The organism is Idiomarina sp. PL1-037 (assembly GCF_034422975.1).
Taxonomy (GTDB): Bacteria; Pseudomonadota; Gammaproteobacteria; order Enterobacterales; family Alteromonadaceae; genus Idiomarina.
The window spans coordinates 495,308-517,074 of sequence record NZ_CP139873.1 but is presented as its reverse complement, the minus strand read 5'-3'; the positions used below and the strand labels follow the sequence as shown (position 1 = coordinate 517,074).

Annotated in this window: 14 protein-coding genes; 2 read left to right on the top strand and 12 right to left on the bottom strand. The window is 49.0% G+C overall.

From position 1 onward, the window contains the following. Positions 1–64: 64 nt before the first annotated feature. Both U0358_RS02450 and U0358_RS02445 read right to left on the bottom strand, forming a co-directional pair. Positions 65–3,112, bottom strand: coding sequence for an efflux RND transporter permease subunit (locus U0358_RS02450; protein ID WP_322407452.1), 3,048 nt, complete (start codon positions 3,110–3,112; stop codon positions 65–67). Further along, on the bottom strand, positions 3,112–4,179 hold the full coding sequence (locus tag U0358_RS02445; RefSeq protein ID WP_317497888.1) for an efflux RND transporter periplasmic adaptor subunit: 1,068 nt from the start codon (positions 4,177–4,179) through the stop codon (positions 3,112–3,114). The genes U0358_RS02450 and U0358_RS02445 overlap by 1 nt, the downstream gene beginning before the upstream one ends. 106 nt (positions 4,180–4,285) lie before the next feature. Between U0358_RS02445 and U0358_RS02440 the strand changes: the two genes are divergently transcribed. Next, entirely contained in the window at positions 4,286–5,164 is an 879-nt protein-coding gene (locus tag U0358_RS02440; RefSeq protein WP_317497887.1) for a LysR family transcriptional regulator, read from the top strand. A 314-nt stretch (positions 5,165–5,478) separates the two neighbouring features. On the opposite strand, the gene U0358_RS02435 is transcribed toward U0358_RS02440, so the two are convergent. From U0358_RS02435 to ampD, 10 genes are all read right to left on the bottom strand, one after another. After that, positions 5,479–8,580: an efflux RND transporter permease subunit gene (locus tag U0358_RS02435; protein ID WP_322406896.1), complete on the bottom strand. Its 3,102-nt coding sequence runs from the start codon at positions 8,578–8,580 to the stop codon at positions 5,479–5,481. Positions 8,581–8,588: 8 nt separating this feature from the next. Next, positions 8,589–9,863, bottom strand: a complete 1,275-nt coding sequence (locus U0358_RS02430) for an efflux RND transporter periplasmic adaptor subunit (protein WP_322406895.1) — start codon at positions 9,861–9,863, stop codon at positions 8,589–8,591. Positions 9,864–9,903: 40 nt separating this feature from the next. Next, positions 9,904–10,257, bottom strand: a complete 354-nt coding sequence (locus U0358_RS02425) for a hypothetical protein (protein ID WP_322406894.1) — start codon at positions 10,255–10,257, stop codon at positions 9,904–9,906. 11 nt (positions 10,258–10,268) lie between these two features. Then, positions 10,269–12,338 carry a M13 family metallopeptidase gene (locus U0358_RS02420; protein WP_322406893.1) on the bottom strand — a complete coding sequence of 690 codons (2,070 nt, stop codon included), beginning with the start codon at positions 12,336–12,338 and terminating at the stop codon, positions 10,269–10,271. Positions 12,339–12,472: 134 nt separating this feature from the next. Further along, the gene (gene lpdA, locus U0358_RS02415; protein WP_317497882.1) at positions 12,473–13,900 is read right to left on the bottom strand and encodes a dihydrolipoyl dehydrogenase; all 1,428 of its coding nucleotides are present in this window, start codon (positions 13,898–13,900) and stop codon (positions 12,473–12,475) included. A 111-nt stretch (positions 13,901–14,011) separates the two neighbouring features. After that, a complete protein-coding gene (gene aceF, locus U0358_RS02410) occupies positions 14,012–15,817 on the bottom strand; it encodes a dihydrolipoyllysine-residue acetyltransferase (protein WP_322406891.1) in 1,806 nt (601 codons plus the stop codon). 12 nt (positions 15,818–15,829) lie between these two features. After that, positions 15,830–18,502 (bottom strand): pyruvate dehydrogenase (acetyl-transferring), homodimeric type, encoded by a 2,673-nt coding sequence (gene aceE, locus U0358_RS02405; protein WP_286823013.1) that lies wholly within the window; start codon positions 18,500–18,502, stop codon positions 15,830–15,832. 25 nt (positions 18,503–18,527) lie between these two features. Further along, positions 18,528–19,274 carry a pyruvate dehydrogenase complex transcriptional repressor PdhR gene (gene pdhR / locus U0358_RS02400; protein ID WP_317497880.1) on the bottom strand — a complete coding sequence of 249 codons (747 nt, stop codon included), beginning with the start codon at positions 19,272–19,274 and terminating at the stop codon, positions 18,528–18,530. 85 nt (positions 19,275–19,359) lie between these two features. Continuing rightward, positions 19,360–20,187 (bottom strand): beta-lactamase regulator AmpE, encoded by an 828-nt coding sequence (ampE, locus tag U0358_RS02395; RefSeq protein ID WP_322406890.1) that lies wholly within the window; start codon positions 20,185–20,187, stop codon positions 19,360–19,362. A gap of 10 nt (positions 20,188–20,197) precedes the next feature. Further along, positions 20,198–20,746, bottom strand: a complete 549-nt coding sequence (ampD, locus tag U0358_RS02390) for a 1,6-anhydro-N-acetylmuramyl-L-alanine amidase AmpD (protein WP_317497878.1) — start codon at positions 20,744–20,746, stop codon at positions 20,198–20,200. 67 nt (positions 20,747–20,813) lie between these two features. On the opposite strand from ampD, the gene nadC reads away from it, so the two are divergent. After that, complete coding sequence (gene nadC / locus U0358_RS02385) at positions 20,814–21,683, top strand: carboxylating nicotinate-nucleotide diphosphorylase (RefSeq protein WP_317497877.1); 870 nt, start codon at positions 20,814–20,816, stop codon at positions 21,681–21,683. Positions 21,684–21,767: the final 84 nt, after the last annotated feature.

Below are 21,767 nucleotides of genomic sequence, written 5' to 3'. Positions count from 1 at the left end.
TTCCCATGACACGGGGCTATAAAACAGATAATTCAGGGTATAAACAGGGTGAATGCGCCCGGGGTTACGGGCGCGGTACTCTTTGCACTATGGCGTACATAACAGGTACGACAAACAAGGTCAGTACGGTAGCAAAGCCCAGGCCGAACATAATGACCGTTGCCATGCTGGCAAAGAAGTCGTCAAACAGCAGCGGTATCATACCCAAAATGGTGGTGGCTGCCGCCATTCCTACCGGACGAACACGACTAACCGCGGCATCACTCAACGCCTGGGTTGCTTCTTTACCTGCGTCCAACTCAGCATTAACCTGCTCCAGCAACACCACACCGTTTTTAATCAGCATGCCGGAAAGGCTGAGAAAGCCAAGTAACGCCATGAAGCCAAACGGTTTGTCCAGCAGCAAGAGTCCCACAGTCACACCAATTATGGAAAGCGGCACAGTCGTCCACAGCACAGCGGCCTGGCGAATGCTGTTAAACAACAGCACGGTAATAATAAACATCACCAAAAAACCAAATGGTAAGGCGTTGAATAAGGCCTTTTCAGCATCGCCTGAAACTTCGTGCTCACCTCCCCAATTGAGCTCATAGCCCAGGGGCAGTTCAATAGCTTCAATTTGCGGTTTCACCCGTTCAAAGACTTGAGCGGCGGTTTCATCACGCAATAAGTCATGGTCAGCCATTACAGTAAGAGTACGCTTTCTGTCTCGCCTCAGTATCAATGGGTCCTCCCACTTAACTCCAATGGAGCGTACGACCTGAGCTAACGGCACAAAGCGATCAAACACCGGACTGTAAATTTGCAGCTCTTGCCAATTATTAAGATCGACTCTCTCTGACTCTGGAGCTCGTTGAATAATAGGCAATAGATCGGTCCCGTCTCGGTATACACCTATCCGACGGCCCACAAAATTGGCACGCAAAAGGTTATTCACATCTTCTTTGGTTATACCGGCTCGGCGCCCGGCGGCTTCATCATACTCCGGCCGTAACAATTTAGTTTGATTTCGCCAGTCTGAACGGATGTTTACTGCACCTTCATCCCGATCTAATAAAGCTTGTGCTTTTTTGCTGAGTTGACGTAACACCTCAATGTCTGGACCTGAGAAGCGAGCTTCTATTTTGGCAGGCGTTGCCGGACCAATTTCAACACGAATCAATTTATCTTCGACATCGGGGTGTTCACTTCGAATTCTTTCCCTGATGTCACGCATCAACGGTTCCATCGCTTCTTTATCTTCGACCCGAACGAGAAGTTGTGCGTAACTCTCATAACTTTTCTCTACCAGGTAGGTTAAGGTGAAACGCGGAGCGCCGCGCCCTACCGTTGTTGCAACTGAAGTGACTACCGGCTTTTCCAGAAGGTAGTCCTCTAAACGCTTAGAGTCTGTCTCGGTATGGCGAATATCTGTTCCCTGTGGATACCACAAGTCGACATAAAATAACGGCGTTGTCGAAGGTGGAAAAAATGACTGCTTGGCTTGTCCGAACCCAAGCACTGCCGCAACTAATAAAGCCAGCATAACAACCATGCTGATTATTCGATGGCGTAGGCAGGTCGATAAAACGGCTTTGTACCCTTTGTACACCGGGTGAGAAAAGGCATCATTTTTCTCGTCACCAATGTCTTTAGCCGAATATAGTCGGTCTGCCAAAAATGGAATGAGAGTAAGCGCAGTGAACCAACTGAGTAGCAGTGATATTAATAAAACCCAGAACAAGCTCCCCGCAAACTCGCCGGTCGCATCGGATGACAACCCAATAGGTGCAAAAGCAATAATGCCAATGACCGTCGCACCCAGCAAGGGCCACTGGTTTTGTCTTACAACACTGACGGCAGCATCGACTTTGCTTTTGCCCTTACGCATTGCCACCATAATACCATCAGCTATAACAATGGCATTATCGACCAGCATACCAAGGGAAATGATAAGTGCACCTAAGGAAACCCGCTGCAAATTTATGTTGGCTAAGTACATGAAAATAAAAGTACCCAGCACGGTTAGCAACAAAACTGTGCCAATTAAAAGCCCACTGCGGAATCCCATGGTCAGCAACAGCGCGATAATAACGATGGCGACAGCTTCGACTAAGTTCAGCAAAAAGTCGTCAACTGAATTCTCGACCTCATGTGGCTGATCGTAGATGCGATCAACCGACATACCTATTGGTTGTGCATACGACAGCTCGTCCAGCCGTTTCTGAATGCGCTGACCCACTTCAACCACATTCACGTTATCGGAAAAAGAAACCGCAACCCAAAGTGCTGCCTGACCATTGTAACGCACTACGTGTGAGGGAATTTCTTTAGCCTCGCGGTAAATTGTCGCAACGTCGCGCAAATAAATACGTTCCTCAGCGCCGGGGTTACTGATAACTAGCTTCGACATGTCCTCAACGTTCGCAAACTCGCCACTAGTGGCAATACGCAAAGCTTCTTCGTTTATTGTTACCCGTCCAGCGTCGGCTACTGCATTCTGTGTCTGCAACAGACCCGCAATACGTTTAGGAGAAATACCCAAATTAGCCAGACGCGTGCGCGACACTTCTACTACAACCTGCTCCTGTTGTTCGCCGGCCAGCTTCACTTTGCCTACACCATCGACCAGTACCAGCTCTCGTCTTAAAAAATCAGCGTAACGCTCAATGTCTTTATAAGAGTAATCGGGGCCCGTTATCGCCATCATTACGCCATAGACATCGCCAAAGTCGTCTCGGACAATGGGTTCACCTGTACCTGGTGGTAACTGGTTTTTTACATCGTTAATTTTACGACGCAGTTCATCCCATATCTGATCGAGCTGTTCTGTACGATAAATACTCTTCATCTCAACCGTTATTTGCGACAATCCGGGCTTGGAAATAGAGCGCACGTTGTCGACGTAACTCAATTCTTGTATCGCGTCCTCCAGCCGATAGGTGACTTCTTCCTCTACTTGCTGCGCTGAAGCTCCGGAATAAGGCGTAATGACCATTGCCTGTTTTATGGTGAATTTGGGGTCTTCAAGGCGACCAAGCTGAGTCAGGGCAATTAACCCACCTATCAGCAAGATGAGAAACAACATCCAGCTAGTGGTTTTTCGCTCCATACTGTATTGAGCTATATTCATCACAGACCCCGTTCGCGTTGCCATTCACGAACTTGCTGGTTTTCTTCCAGCTGATGAACACCGGCTGTTACAATTTTTTCGCCGGGCTTCAGTCCATTCAGGAGTGTCAGGCCTTCGTTTGTCATTGGTCCAATAACCACCTTGCGCTTTTGTACGCGCATGTTGTCGTCAACCACCCAAACATAAGCCACATCATCAGTGTCCGTGAACACCGCTTTTGAAGGAACTACCATACCAATGTTTGATGAGCGTAAGACTTCATTTATATCCACAATGACTGTTGCCGTCATACCGGGCAATAAATTGATATCCTCAGGCTTTGGTAAGGTAAAGATCACTTCATAGGCATTTGTCGCCCTATCTGATTGCGAGTTCCACTCCTTTAAATGAGCTGGATAAGTGCTGTCAGGAGCCGCATCAAAGCGAACTTCTGGTTGATAGTCGGCTTGCCTTTTTACTTTGGCAAAGATGTTTTCGGGCACATTAATACTGATATCCAGAGCATTGCTTATCTGTAAGACAACGATGGGTTGCTTTGGCTGAATATTTTCATAATTCTCAACGGCCAATTTAGCGATAACACCATCAAAAGGTGCCGTTAACTTGGTGTAGCGCAAATTTGCTTTGGCGGTTTCGTAATTTGATTTTGCAACGGCTAGCTGCGATTCAATTTGATCGAACTGTCCCTCTGACATAACCCCTTGATTCACCAAAACCTTATTGCGTTCGTACTGCGATAATGCCAGTTCATATTGAGCTTTTGCCTGGTTTACCGCCAGTTGGTAATCGGTCGGATCGAGACGAGCAATTAAATCCCCCTTTTTTACCTCCGTGCCTGGCCGCCCCGGTAGTTCAATGATCTCGCCTGCTACCCGAAAAGTCAGCTGGGCCACTTTGGCCGCCTCGACCACCGCCGGAAATTCACGTAACCGCGGACCGTCAGCTTCAGTCACTTGCATAAGCCGCGCCGGGCGCGCTTGTTGAGTATCATTAACTTGTGCTTGTTCACTGCACGCCGCCATAACAACAGCGACCAGAGCGATAGAAAAAGGTTTCAGCCAGCGCATGAATTTTGGTCCGATATTTTCAGGGAAATTTAATTGGAATAAGTTTACCGTAAGTACAGTTACAGTTATATTGAATTAAAATTAAAAAGACAATCATAAAAACTTAATGAATTTATCTCACCTAAAAATGATGATCACCGTAGCTCATCTCGGCAGTCTGCAAAAAACAGCCGAGCAGCTCAACCGCACACAGTCTGCGGTGAGCATGGCGTTGAAAAAACTGGAAGAAAACGCAGGGTTTGCTTTGTTTAACCGTGCCGGTTACCGCTTAGAGCTTACCGAGCAGGGACGACATTTTTTACGCCAGGCAGAAGAAGTTGTGCGCCAGCAGCAACGTCTGCAGTCGCTGGCGGAAAAACTGAAGCACGGTGCCGAGCCCCTGCTGACGCTATGTTATGACCATACCTGTGACAGCAAACTCTGGATACCCAGTATTCAGCACATTCAACAACAATACCCAGCGACCGAACTGCACGTAGACGGCGAGTCGCAAATGCGGGCACTAAAACGTATCGATAACGGCAGCGCCGACTTAGCTTTGTGCCCCTGGCTACCCCTATTTCGCCAGTACGGTGACTTTGAAACTCTACCGGTGGCACCGTTTGAATTAACGGTGGTGATGTCATCCACGCTGATGAAAGAGTTTGGCCGTGAGCCACAAAGCCGCCAAGATTTATTAGAGCTACCTATGCTGGTACCGCAGGATCTAGAGATAGGCATTAACCTGGACGCCGTGCTGCGTTTGCCAAGTCAGCAGCGCATAAGGGTAAATGAAGTGAATACGCAATTTGAATTGCTTGTCGCCGGTTTTGGCTGGGGCATTGTTCCCAGACACATTGCTCTGGAAGCTCTTGAGCAGGGCAAGTTGGTTGAGCTCAGCATTCCCGGATTCGTCCAGAAAGTGCGCCTGGAAATTCATTTGGTGCGCTCCGCAAACAGAACGCTGGGCCCGGCGGCTAATGCCATCTGGGAAAGTTTCGCCTGACATTTCATTTGGGGGAATTGCGCGCGTGACGATCACAGCACGTAGCCTGACACTTATGTCAGGTCGTAGCCTGATGTTCACATCAGGTGGGGTGCTTGGCGGGAAGCGAAATGCAAAATTGCGTCAGGTGCGGTGGCAGATAGTGGGCGCGCCCGACGGTTGCGGCGAGCCATTGAGGAGGTGGGCAGCGCCATGGATGGCGCTGCCCAAACCCTACAGGGATTTATTTACGGGCGCCCTCCTCAATGGTTCCTGCAACCTCCAGCGCTCGCTATATTCCACCTCACCTGACGTGAAAGTCAGCCTACGCACCATTATTTCCGGGCGATATAGAACACGGCTGGGATCACCAGCATGGAAATTAGCGGAGCTAATACCATACCGCCCACCATGGGAGCGGCGATGCGCTGCATGACTTCGTTACCAACACCGCCGCCCAGCATTATCGGTAGTAGGCCGACAATAATGGTCAGCACGGTCATGGCTTTGGGTCGTACCCGCAACAACGCGCCTTCTTCTACTGCCGCTTTCAACTGACCTTTGTCGTATGCCACAGCTTTCCAGGCATTGTTTAAATACAACAACATGACCACGCCGAATTCCGCGGCAACACCGGCAAGAGCTATCATGCCGACAATAACCGCCAATGACAGGTTGTAATCCAGCAGATAAATCAGCCATAAGCTACCGGTTAATGCCAAGGGTAAGGTACCAATCACCAGTAATGCCTGCGGTAGCGAGCGGAAAGTCATGTACAGCAACAACAAAATAACCAACAGCGTCAGCGGAATGATCTCTTTTAAGTCACTTTCCACCTGCTGCATGGCTTTGTATTGCCCGGTCCAGCTCCAGTTATAACCTACCGGTATTTCCATTTTAGCCATAGCACCGCTGACTTGATTAATGTAGTCGCCGACCGTGATGCCTTTCGCTGGTTCAATAAAGATCCAGCTGCTTAAGCGGGCGTCTTCGCTTTTCAGCATGGCCGGGCCCTGAGTCACCCGAATGTCAGCAACATCGGACAGAGTAAGCCATTGTCCGGAGGCCGATTTTACCGGCAGAGTTTTTAGCTTCTCGATATGGTCGCGTTGCTCCCGGGGATAACGCAGATTAATAGGAAAACGCTCATTGCCCTGCACCGATGTCGCAATATTGGCTCCACCAATGGCGTACTGAATATGATCGTGAATGTCGCTTTGGCTAATGCCGTAACGGGCCGCTTCACGCAGTTTCGGCTCTACTTCGATATAACGTCCACCACCAGAGCGTTCTGCGATGACCGAGCCTGTCGCTTCTTGTTCAGAAAGCGTCTCTTCAATACGGGTAGCCAGCGTTTCTATTTCACGAAAGTCACTACCGCTGACTTTAATCGCTAACGGGGTTTTAACACCGGTTGCCAGCATTTCAATGCGGGTACGAATGGGTTGCACCCAGGCGTTGGTCACACCGGGTATTTGCACCCGGTCATCCAGCTCAGCAATGATGTCGTCCACCGTTATTCCTTCACGCCATTCGCTTTCGGGTTTGAGGGTAATGCTGGTTTCTATCATCGTCATTGGTGCCGGATCGGTAGCAGTGTCAGCACGACCGACTTTACCAAACACACGCTCAACCTCGGGCTGCTCTGCAATGAGTTTATCGGTTTGCTGTAACAACTCACCGGCGCTTTCAACACTGATACCCGGCAGAGTGGTGGGCATGTACATGAGGTCACCCTCATGTAGCGGCGGCATCAGCTCGTAATTGAGCTCTTTATACGGGTGCCAGGCAGAAGCTGTGATTAGAAGGGCCAGCACAATAATGGTTTTAGGGAACTTAAGTGTAAAAGCCAGCAGTGGACGGTAAAGGGCAATTAAGCCGCGCGACAACCAGTTCTTTTCTTCGGCGGGTATTTTGCCTCGCACCAACAACGCAATAAGTACCGGTATCAGCGTTACCGCAATAATCGCGGCGGCGGCCATTGCCAGAGTTTTGGTATAGGCTAAGGGTTCGAACAGACGCCCTTGCTGGCCTTGCAGCACAAACACCGGAACAAAACTGACAGTAATGACCAACAACGAGAAGAATAGGGATGGGCCCACTTCACGACAGGCCTCATTAACGATTTTCAGCCGCGCAGAGCCTTTAGCGACTATCTGATGCCGTTCCTGATAGTTCTGCAGATGCTTATGGGTGTTTTCGATCATGACAATGGCGGCATCCACCAGCGCGCCAATGGCAATGGCGATTCCCCCCAGGCTCATAATGTTGGCGCTGATACCCAGCATGTTCATGATCCACACTGCGAACAGTACTGACAGTGGCAAACTGATAATGGCCACCACCGCTGAGCGTGCATGCCAGAGAAACAAAATGCACACCACAGCAACAAAAAACATTTCTTCTATCAGCTTGGTTGTGAGGTTGTCTGTCGATGCCTGAATCAGGCTTGAACGGTCATAGGTCGGAACTACCTTAACGCCCTCGGGCAGGCCTTGCTTCAACTCTTCCAGTTTGTCTTTAACTGCGGCAATGGTTTGTAGGGCATTTTCGCCATGACGCATGACCACAATACCACCCACGACTTCGCCGTCGCCATTGAGCTCGGTAATACCACGACGTACCTGGGGTCCAATACGAATATCCGCCACTTCCTCCAACAGCACAGTACCCTGCTGCTCTGAGGTGAGCGGCAAGGGAATTTTGCGAATGTCTTCGACACTTTTCAAATACCCCAGGCCGCGCACCATGTATTCAGCTTCGCCCATTTCAACCACAGAGCCGCCCACTTCGTTATTGGCCTGCTGAATGCTTTGCTTTACCTGATTCAGGGTAAGGTTATAACGATGCAAGGCTTCCGGCTGCAGCACCACTTGGTAGGTTTCAACCATACCGCCGACGGTGGCAATTTCTGCTACCCCCTGCACACTTTGCAGTTCCTGTTTTAAAAACCAGTTTTGCAGGCGGGTTAGCTCGCCCAGGTTGAGCTGGTTGGTTTCGTCGACCAATGCGTATTGATACACCCAGCCAATACCGGATGCATCGGGGCCTAACTCCGGCCGAACTTGGTCCGGAAGCTGGCTTTGTGCTTGATCCAGGTATTCGTTCACCCGGCTTCTGGCCCAGTAAGGGTCGGTACCGTCTTCAAAAATAACGTAAACGTAGGAGTCGCCGAAGAACGAGAAACCGCGTACGGAGGTGGCTTTAGGTACGGACAGCATCACACTGGAAAGCGGATACGTCACCTGCTCTTCCACTACCGCCGGCGCTTGTCCCGGGTAATTGGTTTTGACGATAACCTGAACTTCCGACAAGTCCGGTATTGCGTCCAGTTTGGTCTGCTGCAGCGACTGCCAGGCCCAGAAAGCCAGACCCAAGAACAGCAGTAACACCATCCACGAGTTGCGTATGGAGGTTTCGATGATACGAGCTAACATAAAACCTCCTAGTGGTTATGTTGTGGCGCAGGAGCGTCGTCGCGGCTATTCAGTCCAAGCCCTTGCAAGCTGGCCTCGGAATCCAAAAGGAACTGACCCGAAGTCACCACTGACTCACCTTCCTGCAGACCTTCTTCAATGGCAATTTCGTTACCAACCCTGAGACCGGTAGTTACTTCACGCACTTCAAATTCGCGCTCACCGAATTTAACCACCACACGATTATTCATGCCTGTAACAATTAAGCTGGCAACCGGCACAACCACAGTGTCTTTTACTGGCTTTAGTTCAATATGCGCCGTTGCCCATAAACCTTCGCGTAGCCGGTCAATGGAGTCGTTAACCGGAATGCGTACTTTGATGGTCTGGGTTACCGGGTCAACTTGTGGATAAATGTAGTCAATGGTGTTCATCCAGTGGCCGCCGGGAAAGTGCTCAGAAGAAATATGTGCCATTTGCCCGGTTTTTAACTGTTTGCTGTAACGCGCCGGGACATCGGCAAAGAACCACAGCTGATTGTCCTGAGTCAGGGTCAGTAATTTTAGACCGGGTGAAACGTACATGCCTTCCTGAATATCCAGGCTGGTAATATAACCGGACTCAGGTGCGTAATAGTCCACCACATATTCGGTTTCGCCACCTTGCTCCAGCGCTTTAATCTGTGCTTCAGTCATGCCTAGCAATCTCAGACGCTGCTGCCCGCGGCGTTTAAAGCTTTGCTGACGGTCACCGTTGCGGATATCTGAGAGTGAATCAAGTAACTGCAGATAGTCATCCTGTGCCACAACCAAGTCCGGTGCGTACAGACTGTAGAGTTTGTCGCCCTTCTCCACCCACTGACCTTCAACGTCGGCGTGCAGTTCTTCTACCCAGCCTTCTGCACGACTATGGATATGCCGCTGCGCAGATTCCTGCCAGCGCACCTGAGCCTGCGCCATGAGTTGCGGCTGTAAGTCTTTGCGAACTGCTTTTGCGGTGGTTACCCGAATGGCCTGCTGACTCGACTCTGACACGGTGAAGCTTTTTTCACTTTTGGCCTCACTCTCATTAGCCTCGCCCTTTTCATCATGCCCGGCGTGGTCCTGTTTAGGCTCTTTCTTAACCAGATCCATACCGCAAATTGGGCAGGTTCCCGGCTCGTCACGAACCACCTGGCTGTGCATAGGGCAGACGTATTCGGTGCTCTGCTCGAACGGATTTTGATTTTCTGAATGATTATGATTGTGTTCCTGAGCCAAAGTTAGCAATGGGATCAGGATTAATATAGCTATCCAATAACGCATGGTATTTCCTCGAAAACGGTTTAAGACGTAAAAACTGGGCTTAAACTGCGTGTTTCGGCGGACGTATCAGCGTTTCAGTAATAACCGGAAGATTTGAATAAAGGGGGTCGGCAGCGTGCGTGGATTCCGCCGGCGAAAGTTGTTTAAACGGATTTATCAACGCAAGTTGACCGGCACAATGTTGTTCGCACTGCTGGCAAAAGAAGCTTTCGCTGTCGCAGTTCGACTGCTCCATCGACCTATCGGACTCATCACAGCAGTCATGCTGTGGCATATCATGAGGTAGTGAAGCACTAACGGTGTCTGACGTCGGCATAGCATGAACTGCTGGTGAAGAGTAACTCCCCACCAGCAATGCTGTAACCAATATCCAGATGACCGTTAGTGTTTTCATAGCCCGCTATACTACCAGATAGTAACGCGGTTTTCAGGTGCAACGTACAATTCGTCACCTTCTTCAACATCAAAGGCTTCGTAAAACGCCGGAACGTTCACAACGGTACCGTTGACTCGATACACCGCTGGTGAATGCGGGTCACTCATAACCTGCTCGCGAATCGCGTCTTCGCGATACTTGCCACGCCATACCTGAGCCCAGCCAATAAATACGCGCTGTTCACCGGTAAAGCCATCAAGAACTGGCGCTTCTTCGCCGTCTAATGACATTTTGTACGCTTCGTACGCAATTGTCAGGCCGGCTAAATCGCCAATATTTTCGCCCAGAGTCAGGTCGCCGTTAACGTTAAGGCCTTCGATAGGTTCGTACTCGCTGTACTGTGCAGACAATTGCTGAGTCCGTTCCTCGAACGCTTTTTTATCCGCATCGGTCCACCAGCTTTGCAGGTTGCCGTCGCCATCGTATTTAGCACCCTGGTCGTCAAAACCGTGTCCCATTTCGTGACCGATTACCGCACCGATACCACCATAGTTAACCGCCATTTCGGCGTCCATATCAAAGAATGGAGGCTGCAGAATGCCGGCCGGGAATACGATTTCGTTACGTACTGGGCTGTAGTAAGCGTTGACGGTTTGCGGCGTCATTCCCCAGTCTTCTTCATCAACAGGACCGCCAATTTTGGCAATTTCTTCCTGATAATTGAACTCAGCGTAAGCTTTGTAGTTAGCAACTAAGTCAGTTGACGAAATTTCCAGTTCGCTGTAGTCACGCCACTTGCTTGGATAGCCTACTTTCGGATCAAACTTTTCCAGCTTCTCTAAGGCTTTTTCTTTGGTTTCGTCCGTCATCCATTCCAGGTTGCGAATAGATTGACCGTAAGCATCACGCAGGTTTTCAATCAAACCTTCCATTTTCTCTTTCGCTTCTGGCGGAAAGTACTCTTTAACGTAAACCTGACCCAGCACTTCACCTAATACGCTATTGGTTGCGTCTACTGCACGTTTCCAGCGAGGTTCCTGCTCTGGCGTACCACGTAAGGTTTTTCCATAAAATTCAAAACGACGCTGGCTGATGTCTTCGCTCAGCGCAGAAGCGTACTCGTTCACCAGACGGAAACTTAAATAGTCTTTCCAGGCCTGTAAATCAACGTCGTTAAATAATTCACCAAACTCTTCAAAGTAAGATGGCTGACGAATTACCATTTCTTCAACGTCAGATAAGTCGGACGTATCAATGAAACGTTTGAAATCAAAGTCTGCCAACATGTCAGCAACTTCATCGGCTGATTTTTTATTATAGGTTTTATTCGCATCGCGGCTTTCTACGCGGCTCCACTGAATATCAGCCAACTGAGTCTCTAATTTAAGAATACGCTCCGCGGCGTCATCGGCATTTTCAACGCCGACCATTGTCAGAATGTCCTCGGCGTATTCCTGGTAAGCGTCACGAAACTCTTCAAATTTTTCGTCGTCTTTCAGGTAATAATCGCGGTCCGGCAGACCAAGGCCTGACTGTGAAACATACATCGCGTTAATTTGTGGGTCTTTTGCATCCGGGTAGACATAAAAGCCAAATGGAATTGAAACGCCACCACGGAACATGCGTGCCATATGTTCGGCAACTGAGTCATAGTCTTCCAGTGCCTGAATAGCGTCTAAGTCGCTCGCAATTGGCTTTGCGCCCAGCTCGTTAAGCGTTTCAACATCCATATAAGCGTTGAAGAAGTCGCCAATTTTACGCTCGTTTGTGCCTGGTTCAGGGTTGGAAGAGGCAGCTGATTCAATGATGTCGCGTAAGCGCTTCTGATTTTGTTCACGCAAATCGAAAAACGAACCTACCGATGAACGGTCAGAAGGAATTTCTGTTTTATCAATCCAGGTACCGTTTACATAACGGAATAAGTCGTTCTGCGGTTTAACGCTGTGATCAAAGTTCTCAAGTACAACGCCCGAGCTCAGTTCTTGTTTTGCTTCTTCGGCTTGCTGGGTTTGTTTTTTTGACTCTTCCTGTTGCGGAGAACAGGCGCCCAGAGTTAATGCCATAGATACGCCAAGCGCTACAGCGGTTAATTTTTTCATCGGTTATTACCCTTTCTTTAGTGTTCGTTATTTTAACCCCACTAAACTAGCGCATTGTGAAATTCAGCGCAAAAAAAACGGCTGCATTCGCGATGAATGCAGCCGTTTTACCGATGATTTATCGTAACAAAATGTTACTTCTTCTTTTTCGCCTTAGGATTCGGCATATCGGTAATTGAACCTTCATGAAGTTCTGCGGCTAAGCCAACAGATTCATGCAAGGTTGGGTGTGCGTGGACCGTCAGCGCGATGTCTTCTGCATCACAGCCCATTTCAATGGCAAGGCAAACTTCACCCAGCAATTCACCGGCGTTAGTACCACACATGGCACCACCGATAATGCGATTGCTCTTATCAAAGATAAGCTTGGTCATGCCTTGCTGTGCGTTTGACGCAATAGCGCGGCCCGAAGCTGACCAGGGGAAAGTCACTGCATCGTATTCGATGCCCTGTTCTTTCGCTTCTTTCTCAGTAACACCGGCCCATGCAACTTCTGGGTTGGTGTACATGATAGAAGGAATCACTTTCGGTTCGAAGAAGTGCTTCTTACCAGAGATGACTTCTGCCGCCACATGCGATTCATGTACCGCTTTGTGCGCCAGCATAGGCTGACCGACGACATCGCCAATAGCGAAAATGTGGTCTACGTTAGTGCGCATCTGGCTGTCCACTTTGATAAAGCCACGGTCGTCAACGTTCACGCCGGCTTTGTCAGCGTCAATCTTATTACCATTTGGTGCACGGCCTACAGCTACCAGAACCGCGTCGTATTTGACCGGATCTTTTGGCGCTTTATCACCTTCAAAGGTGACGTAAACACCGTCTTTTTTCGCTTCAACGTTGGTTGCTTTAGTGCTTAACATCACGTTTTCAAAGCGGCCTTTGATCTGTTTGTTGAAGTTTTTAATGATGTCAGCGTCAGCTGGCGGTACTAACTGATCGGTCATCTCAACGACATCAACTTTAGATCCCAGAGAGGCGTATACCTGGCCCATCTCCAGAGCGATGATACCACCACCTAATAACAACATTTTCTCAGGAATTTCTTTCAGTTCCAGTGCGTCGGTGGAATCCCATACGCGGTCGTCGTCATGTGGAATGAACGGCAATTTAATGGCTTGAGAACCTGCAGCGATAATAGCGTTATCAAATTTAACTTCGGTTTCGCCGTCGTCGCCTTCAACTTTAATGGTGTTGCTGCCGGTAAATTTGCCGTAACCGTTAACCACTTTTACCTTGCGCATTTTTGACATCTGGCCAAGGCCACCGGTTAACTGGCCAACCACTTTTTCTTTGTGTTTGCGCAGTTTATCCAGGTCAATTTTTGGCTCGCCAAACTCAATACCTTCTTCCGCCAAGTGCTGAGCTTCTTCAATGTGCTTGGTCATATGCAGCAATGCTTTTGACGGAATACAGCCAACGTTCAGGCAAACACCGCCTAAGGTGCTGTAACGCTCAATCAAAACAACGTCCAGACCCAAGTCAGCCGCACGGAAAGCTGCTGAATATCCGCCCGGGCCCGAACCTAACACCACTACCTGTGTTGTAATTTTGTCGCTCATGTTAACCCCTTTTTTGTCACAGCCAGTTGAGCCACCGGCTGCGCTCAGTCAACGCTAAATGTGACGCTATTGTAGCGCGAATTTTTTCGTATTTCCTACCCCAATTGGTGCTTAAAGCACCAATTTGCGGATATCTCCCAGTACACCACTTAAATAGGCGGTGAAACGCGCGGCCTCAGCACCATCAATGACACGGTGATCATAGGACAGCGACAATGGCAGAGTCAGGCGTGGTTCAAACTCTTTGCCGTTCCACTTCGGTTTCATCTCGTTACGAGAGACCCCAAGAATGGCAACGTCGGGAGCATTCACGATAGGTGTAAAGGCTGTACCGCCAATACCACCCAAGCTGGAAATTGAGAAGCACCCGCCTTGCATATCGGTTGCTTTCAACTTACCGTCACGCGCTTTCGAGCTAATTTCAACCAGCTCTTCCGAGAGTTCGTAAATGCCTTTTTTGTCGACATCACGAATAACCGGAACCACCAGACCATTTGGCGTATCAACCGCCACGCCAATGTTCACGTACTTTTTCATGTACAGTGACTCACCGGATTCTGACAAAGACGAATTAAAGGTCGGGAACTCTCGCAGGCCTTTGGCACACGCTTTCAAAATAAACACTAACGGCGTTATCTTGAAACCCAAATCTTTCTTCTTAGCTACTTCGTTTTCTGACTTACGGAAGTTTTCCAGCTCAGTTATGTCGGCCTCATCGAACTGCGTTACGTGAGGGATAGTCACCCAGTTACGGTGTAAGTTAGGTCCAGATTTACGCTGAATGCGCGACAACTGAACTTCTTCTACTTCACCGAACTTGCTGAAGTCGACCTTCGGCGGATCAATTACCTGCAATCCACCGCCGCCCTGGCCAGTTGCGCCCGCAACGGCTTTCGGACGAGAGAGCTCGTATTTAACGAAATCTTGTACGTCTTCTTTCAGTATACGGTCTTTAGGACCTGAACCTTTAACTTGCGATAAGTCGACACCAAACTCACGCGCGACACGGCGCACAGCAGGCGACGCATGAAGAACACCTTCTTTACGGTCGCTACGCTGGCTTGGGTGATCAGGCACCGGAGGCTGGCGTTCACTGCTTGGCTTAACGCTGCTGCCACTGTCTTTCTCTTTGTCTTTTTTCTGGTCTTTGTCGTCAGACTTTTTATCCGACTTATCTGATTCTTTACCGGAGTCTTCACCAGATTCTGATTTCTCTTCTTTCGCTGAGTCTTCCTCTTCAGCTTCAGAGTCATCAGCGCCACCAGAAACTTTCAGCTTGGCAATAACCGAGCCCTGCGACACCTTGTCGCCGACTTCAACCAGCATTTCTTCAATTTCACCGTCTTCCGGGCAAGGCACATCCATGGTGGCCTTATCGGTTTCTAGTGTAATTAAACCGTCTTCAGCAGACACTGAATCGCCTTTGGACACCAGAATTTCGATGATTTCAACATCTTCTTCATCACCAATATCCGGCACTTCCACGTCTATGACTTTGCTGCTACCACCAGAAGATTTTTTCTCAGATTCAGAGTCTTTGTCTTTCTCCTCTTCCTCTTTCTCTTCCGATTCTTCAGCCTCGTCATCGGCTTCTTTATCGTCGCTTTCTTCCTCGTCGGCTTTATCGCTGGCTTCTTCAGAGTCTTCATTGTCAGAGTCATCCGACTCTTCCGAGTCACCGGAAGCTTCGATCATAGCCAGCACGTCGCCTTCACTGATGGTATCGCCAACTTTTACTTTCAGCTCGGTAATTTTACCGCCTGAAGATGCCGGAATATCCATGGAAGCTTTGTCACTTTCGACAGTGACGATACCGTCTTCCTGCTCAACGGTATCGCCTTCACTGACCAAAATTTCAATAACTTCTACTTCTTCGCCGCCCACGTCGGGGACTTTGAGTTCGATTTGATCGGCCATCTCAGTACCTCCTTATGCTAAACGCGGGTTCAGCTTGTCAGTGTCGATATCGTAGTCTTTGATAGCTTTAGCTACCACTTTCTTATCGATATCACCTTGGTCTGCCAGCTCTTTAAGTGCTGCAACCACAATATAATGCGGATTCACTTCAAAGTGCTTACGCAAGTTAGCGCGGCTGTCTGAGCGTCCAAAGCCGTCAGTACCTAATACCCGGTAAGAGGTTGGTACCCAGGCACGAACCTGATCAGCGTACAACTTAACGTAGTCAGTTGCTGCTACTGCCGGTCCTTTTGCCTTTTTCATGACTTGCGTAATGTAGGCTTCTTTTTCTTTCTTCTCAGGATTCAGCATGTTCCAGCGGTCAGTATCCAGACCGTCACGTGCCAGCTCATTGAATGAAGTTACGCTGTAAACCGTTGAGTTCACGTCATACTCTTCAGACAAGATTGTCGCGGCTTCACGTACTTGCTGCAAAATGGTGCCACTGCCTAACAACTGAACGTCGCCTTTGGCCTTATTCTTGGCCTTCACTTTATCCAGTTCGTAAATACCTTTGATGATGCCTTCTTCGACACCTTCCGGCATTTCAGGTTGATGGTAGTTTTCATTCATTACAGTGAGGTAATAGAATACATTCTCCTGGTCGCCAAACATGCGTTTCAGGCCATCGTGCACGATAACTGCAATTTCATAACCGTATGTCGGATCATAGCTAATGCAGTTTGGCACCGTGCCAAAGTGAACCATGCTGTGTCCGTCCTGGTGCTGCAGACCTTCACCGTTAAGCGTTGTGCGACCGGCAGTACCTCCGACCAGGAAGCCGCGGGTCTGACTGTCACCTGCGGCCCAGACTAAGTCACCGACTCGCTGGAAGCCGAACATTGAGTAGTAAATGTAGAACGGAATCATCGGCTCGTTATTTAACGAGTAACTGGTACCCGCTGCAATCCAGGACGCCATAGCACCGAGTTCGTTGATGCCTTCCTGAATCACCTGGCCTTTTTTATCTTCACGATAATAGGCAACCTGGTCTTTATCCTGCGGCGTATATTTCTGGCCATGGTGCGAATAAATACCCACCTGACGGAACAAGCCTTCCATGCCAAAGGTACGAGCTTCATCCGGAATAATTGGCACAATACGTTTACCAATTTTCTTGTCTTTCAGCAGCGCTGTCAGTACACGAACAAAGGCCATAGTTGAGGAAATTTCACGATCCCCTGAACCTTTCAGAACCGCATCAAAAGCTTTCAGTGCGGGCAACTCAAGCTCAACATCGCTTTCCGGACGACGCACTGGCATATAACCACCGAGCTTCTCGCGACGCTCGTTCAAATACTTCATTTCATCGCTGTCGTCGTCAAACTTGTAGTAAGGCAGGTCTTCCAGCTCTTTGTCTTCAAACGGGATATTGAAACGGTCACGCATGTGCTTAACTGCGTCTAAATCCATTTTCTTAACCTGGTGGGCAATGTTTTTACCTTCGCCCGCAGCACCCATGCCATAACCTTTTACGGTTTTCGCTAAAATAACCTGTGGCCGACCTTTGGTATTAGCGGCTTTATGGTACGCCGAGTAGACTTTTACCGGGTCATGCCCGCCACGGTTTAAGCGCCAGATGTCTTCGTCAGACAAGTTGGCGACCATTTCTTCGGTTTCAGGGTACTTACCAAAAAAGTTTTCACGGGTGAACTTGCCACCTTTGGCTTTAAAGTTCTGGTAATCACCGTCAACGGTTTCTTCCATTAACTGCTGCAATTTACCTTCGGTGTCGCGGTACAACAGCGGATCCCAGTAGCGCCCCCAGATAACTTTAATCACTTCCCAGCCGGCGCCATGGAAGTTACCCTCCAGTTCCTGAATGATTTTACCGTTACCACGTACCGGGCCGTCTAAGCGCTGCAAGTTACAGTTAATAACAAAGGTCAGGTTGTCCAGCTCTTCGCGAGCGGCCAGGCCAATAGCACCTAAGCTTTCTGGCTCATCGGTTTCACCGTCACCTAAGAAGCAGTAAACACGTTGCTTCGAGCAGTCTTTAATGCCGCGGTCAGTAAGATACTTAAGGAAACGGGCTAAATAGATAGCCTGAATTGGACCTAAGCCCATAGAGACTGTCGGGAACTGCCAAAAGTCCGGCATTAAGTTCGGGTGCGGATAAGAAGGTAAGCCTTTACCGTCGACTTCCTGACGAAAGTTATTCAATTGCTCTTCGGTCAAACGTCCTTCAATGAAGGCCCGGCCGTAGATACCAGGTGACACATGCCCCTGGATAAACAGGAAGTCACCACCATCGTCTTCATTTGGCGCACGGAAGAAATGGTTAAAGCCAACATCGTATAACATCGCCGAAGAAGCAAAACTGGCAAGGTGGCCACCTAACTCTTCGCCTTTTTGCGATGCACGCAACACCATCATGGCGGCATTCCAGCGAATGGCTGAACGAATGCGCGATTCCAGCGTCTGGTTACCCGGCATAGTGGGTTCCTGACTGGCCGGAATGGTATTCAGATATGCCGTGGTTGGCTTATACGGTAAATAAGCGCCATTGCGACGAGCTTTGTCGACCAGTTGTTCTAACAGATAGTGCGCTCTTTCCGGGCCTTCAGCCTCAAGCACCCCCTCAAGAGCGTCTAACCACTCTTGAGTTTCCTGCTGGTCGACATCTTTGTTTAATTCTTCACTCATAGCTATTCCTTACCTTTTTATCAATTCAGGAACGTCGTAGCGAACGTTGAATGCGTGACTGTTCTTTGCCTAAGTTTAACAATGTCTGTTCAATATAGGCTAAATGTTGATGACACGCATCCCGCGCTTGCTCCGGTTTACCGGCAACAATGGCACTAACCAGCTGCTGACGGTGTTGATTCAGTTTTCCCAGCAAGTCGTCACGACCCGCCAGTATTTCCAGGTTCTGCCTAATATTTTCGGCCAGTAATTCCTGCATGCCATGAATGACATGCAACAAAATAACGTTGTGCGAAGCCTCGGCAATGCGGTGGTAAAACTCCACTATTGCGTTGACCTGATCGTCGATACTGTTAGCCCGGCTATTCTCTAAGTCTTTTATACTCTCGGAAATCCGATCCAGATCGGCGTCGGTGCCTCTTAACGCCGCATAAAAAGATGAGATGCCCTCCAATGCATGACGGAACTCAAGCAAATCAAATTGCGACTCTGGGTGTTTGGCCAGTAATTCAAATAAAGGTTCGGTCAGTTGCTCATTCATGCTGTTAATAACATAAGTGCCTCCGCCCTGCCGACGCTCTAAAACACCTTTTGCTTCCAGTTTTTGAATGGCCTCACGCAACGATGGGCGTGACACATTGAACTGCTGAGCCAACTGACGTTCTGACGGAAGTTTTTGCCCGGCACCAAGTCGCCCATCCACGATCATCTGCTCAAGATGAGCGACAATAGTGTCAGATAATTTCGTTTGTTTTATGGGTAAATCCGGCATAACGGTAAATTGGTCAGACCAAATGATGCGGTTATTCTAAATCATTTACCCACTGAGCCCAAATTTTTCTCAGCTGGTACAACCTCTAGTTTACCCAACCCGTTAAGGTTAAGGCGGCAATAACACACACCCAGAAAACCTGCTGGCGACGCATTAAGCGCAACTGACAAGCAATGTGCTCGGTTCTGTCGTCGGGATGCTGAGGGCTGTCTTCTGCTTTGCTGGCGACATTAAACAGAAGTTTGTCCGGATCGGTCTGCGGGTTCAGACAGTGCTTGGCCCAAACCGGAAACGCCCGTGAAAAATGCCCCACAATTAATAAGCCAAACCCGGCTAAGCGAGCCGGAACCCAGTCTGCGAACCACATAAATTGCTGCCAGGGTTTAGCCGATTTCTGTTCATTTATTAATTGCTTCTCGGCATAACGCAGACTGGCGTATACCAGAGCGCCAAAACTGCCAAACAGCACAAAATAAAACATCACCGCAATATATTGCCGATAATTGATCCAGATTAACGTGTCACTTAACTGTTTTGGCTGATGATGCCCGGCAAATTCAGTTAATGCCTGTTGATGTTCATTTACCTGTTGTTCATCGCCCCGGTTTGCCGCTTTTAAATACGCTTTATAGCTTTTGCGGGCGGGCTGGCAATTCATTGCCAGCAGTAAAGACAAAATACTGACAATAAAGGTGACCATAAGGTTGTCCAGCAACACCACCAAAAAGCCGACAGCCAAAGCAGGAACCAGCAGGCGAACCAGTTGCAGTGGCTCACTTTCCCACTTTTCGTTTGTCAGCCGTGCCGCACTCCAGTGTTGCCAGCGTTCCAGAAAAAACGACCAGTGCAAAAAGGCCGGGCTGTGATACAAACGCTCAACGCTTAAAGCAATCAGCAACGCAATGAGAACCATTCATGACTCCTTATAAGGCATTTAAATAGGTTTGCCAGTCAAATTCACTGCCCGGGTCCGTTTTACGACCCGGGGCGATATCCTGATGGCCGACAATACGCCGGCGGTTTAGATTGGGATAAGTACCGATTAACGCCTTAGTGACTGCAATTAATTGTTCGTATTGCTCTTGAGTATAAGCACTGTGGTCGGTTCCTTCGAGTTCAATACCTATACTGAAATCGTTGCATCGTCTGCGCCCGCAATAACGGGACATACCGGCGTGCCAGGCACGTTTATCAAAAGGCACGTATTGCTCCAGCGTACCGTCCCGGCGGATCACACAATGGGCCGACACCCTCAGCCCTTTCAGGATAGCAAAGTCCGGGTGCGCATCGGGTTCCAGGTCGCCCATAAACAACTGGCGAATATAAGGTGTACCATATTGCCCTTCCGGCAGGCTAATACAGTGAATGACCAGCAGACTGACTTCAGCGCTTTGTGGGCGCTCATCGTAATGCGGGGACGGATGCTGCGCCGCAGTCGTTATTTTATGATTTTTTATCGGGTCGCTTTTCACAGGCTCAACAAAACGGTAAAGTTTGCCCCCTAGTATCCGTATTGTCTGTTAAAAGGTAAAGCCATCTATGAGCCAGCCCGAGCTGCAACTTGCTATTCAGGACGGTGTGCGCGCCGCATTGAAAGAAGATTTATTCGGCGAAGATGCCCGTTTAGATATTACTGCGCAACTGATCCCGGAACAAAGCCAGTCCCGTGCCAGCATTATTACCCGTGAAGACGCTGTCATTTGTGGTTGTGCCTGGGTTGAACAGGTGTTTCGCCAAATGGGAAATCAGGTGGAAATTGAATGGCTGGTCAAAGACGGCGATAAGGTAAAAGCCAATACGGAGCTGTGCCGCTTAAAGGGCCCCAGCCGTATTTTGCTGACCGGTGAACGCACGGCACTTAACTTTTTACAGACGCTATCTGCTACCGCGACCACCACTTATCACTACAGCAAATTGCTCGACGGTTATAAAACGAAACTACTGGACACCCGAAAAACCCTGCCTGGTATGCGTTTAGCACAGAAATACGCGGTGCGCTGCGGTGGCGGTGTGAACCACCGCATTGGTTTATTTGATGCTTACCTAATTAAAGAAAATCACATTTTTGCCTGTGGTGGCATTGCTCAGGCTGTAGCTACAGCAAGACGCCTGAACCCGGGTAAAACGGTGGAAGTTGAAGTTGAGAGTTTGGATGAATTCGCACAGGCCCTGAAGGCCGGAGCCGACGTCATTATGCTGGATAACTTCAGTATTGAAGACATTCAGCAGGTGGTACAGCAAAACCATGATAATGCCGGGCACAACGCGCAACTGGAAGTCTCGGGTAATATCACCGATGAGCGTTTGCCGGAACTGGCTGCCACCGGCGTTGATTTTATCTCCTCCGGCGCTTTGACAAAGAACGTCCAGGCAATTGATTTATCAATGAGAATTTCAGAAGATAGCTAAAAATGATCATAGATAGCCAATAACTTACAGAAAAATAGAATTTACTAATTCGCTCGGGTGAACCACAGTTCTGCTGTTCTTAAA

Excerpts from the sequence above, each read along its gene's own strand:
- aceF (WP_322406891.1), bottom strand. The coding sequence starts at position 15,817 with ATGGCCGATCAAATCGAACTCAAAGTCCCCGACGTGGGCGGCGAAGAA.
- U0358_RS02435 (WP_322406896.1), bottom strand. The coding sequence starts at position 8,580 with ATGTTAGCTCGTATCATCGAAACCTCCATACGCAACTCGTGGATGGTG.
- nadC (WP_317497877.1), top strand. The coding sequence starts at position 20,814 with ATGAGCCAGCCCGAGCTGCAACTTGCTATTCAGGACGGTGTGCGCGCC.
- aceE (WP_286823013.1), bottom strand. The coding sequence starts at position 18,502 with ATGAGTGAAGAATTAAACAAAGATGTCGACCAGCAGGAAACTCAAGAG.
- U0358_RS02445 (WP_317497888.1), bottom strand. The coding sequence starts at position 4,179 with ATGCGCTGGCTGAAACCTTTTTCTATCGCTCTGGTCGCTGTTGTTATG.
- U0358_RS02430 (WP_322406895.1), bottom strand. The coding sequence starts at position 9,863 with ATGCGTTATTGGATAGCTATATTAATCCTGATCCCATTGCTAACTTTG.
- U0358_RS02440 (WP_317497887.1), top strand. The coding sequence starts at position 4,286 with ATGAATTTATCTCACCTAAAAATGATGATCACCGTAGCTCATCTCGGC.
- U0358_RS02420 (WP_322406893.1), bottom strand. The coding sequence starts at position 12,338 with ATGAAAAAATTAACCGCTGTAGCGCTTGGCGTATCTATGGCATTAACT.
- pdhR (WP_317497880.1), bottom strand. The coding sequence starts at position 19,274 with ATGCCGGATTTACCCATAAAACAAACGAAATTATCTGACACTATTGTC.
- U0358_RS02450 (WP_322407452.1), bottom strand. The coding sequence starts at position 3,112 with ATGAATATAGCTCAATACAGTATGGAGCGAAAAACCACTAGCTGGATG.
- ampE (WP_322406890.1), bottom strand. The coding sequence starts at position 20,187 with ATGGTTCTCATTGCGTTGCTGATTGCTTTAAGCGTTGAGCGTTTGTAT.
- lpdA (WP_317497882.1), bottom strand. The coding sequence starts at position 13,900 with ATGAGCGACAAAATTACAACACAGGTAGTGGTGTTAGGTTCGGGCCCG.
- U0358_RS02425 (WP_322406894.1), bottom strand. The coding sequence starts at position 10,257 with ATGAAAACACTAACGGTCATCTGGATATTGGTTACAGCATTGCTGGTG.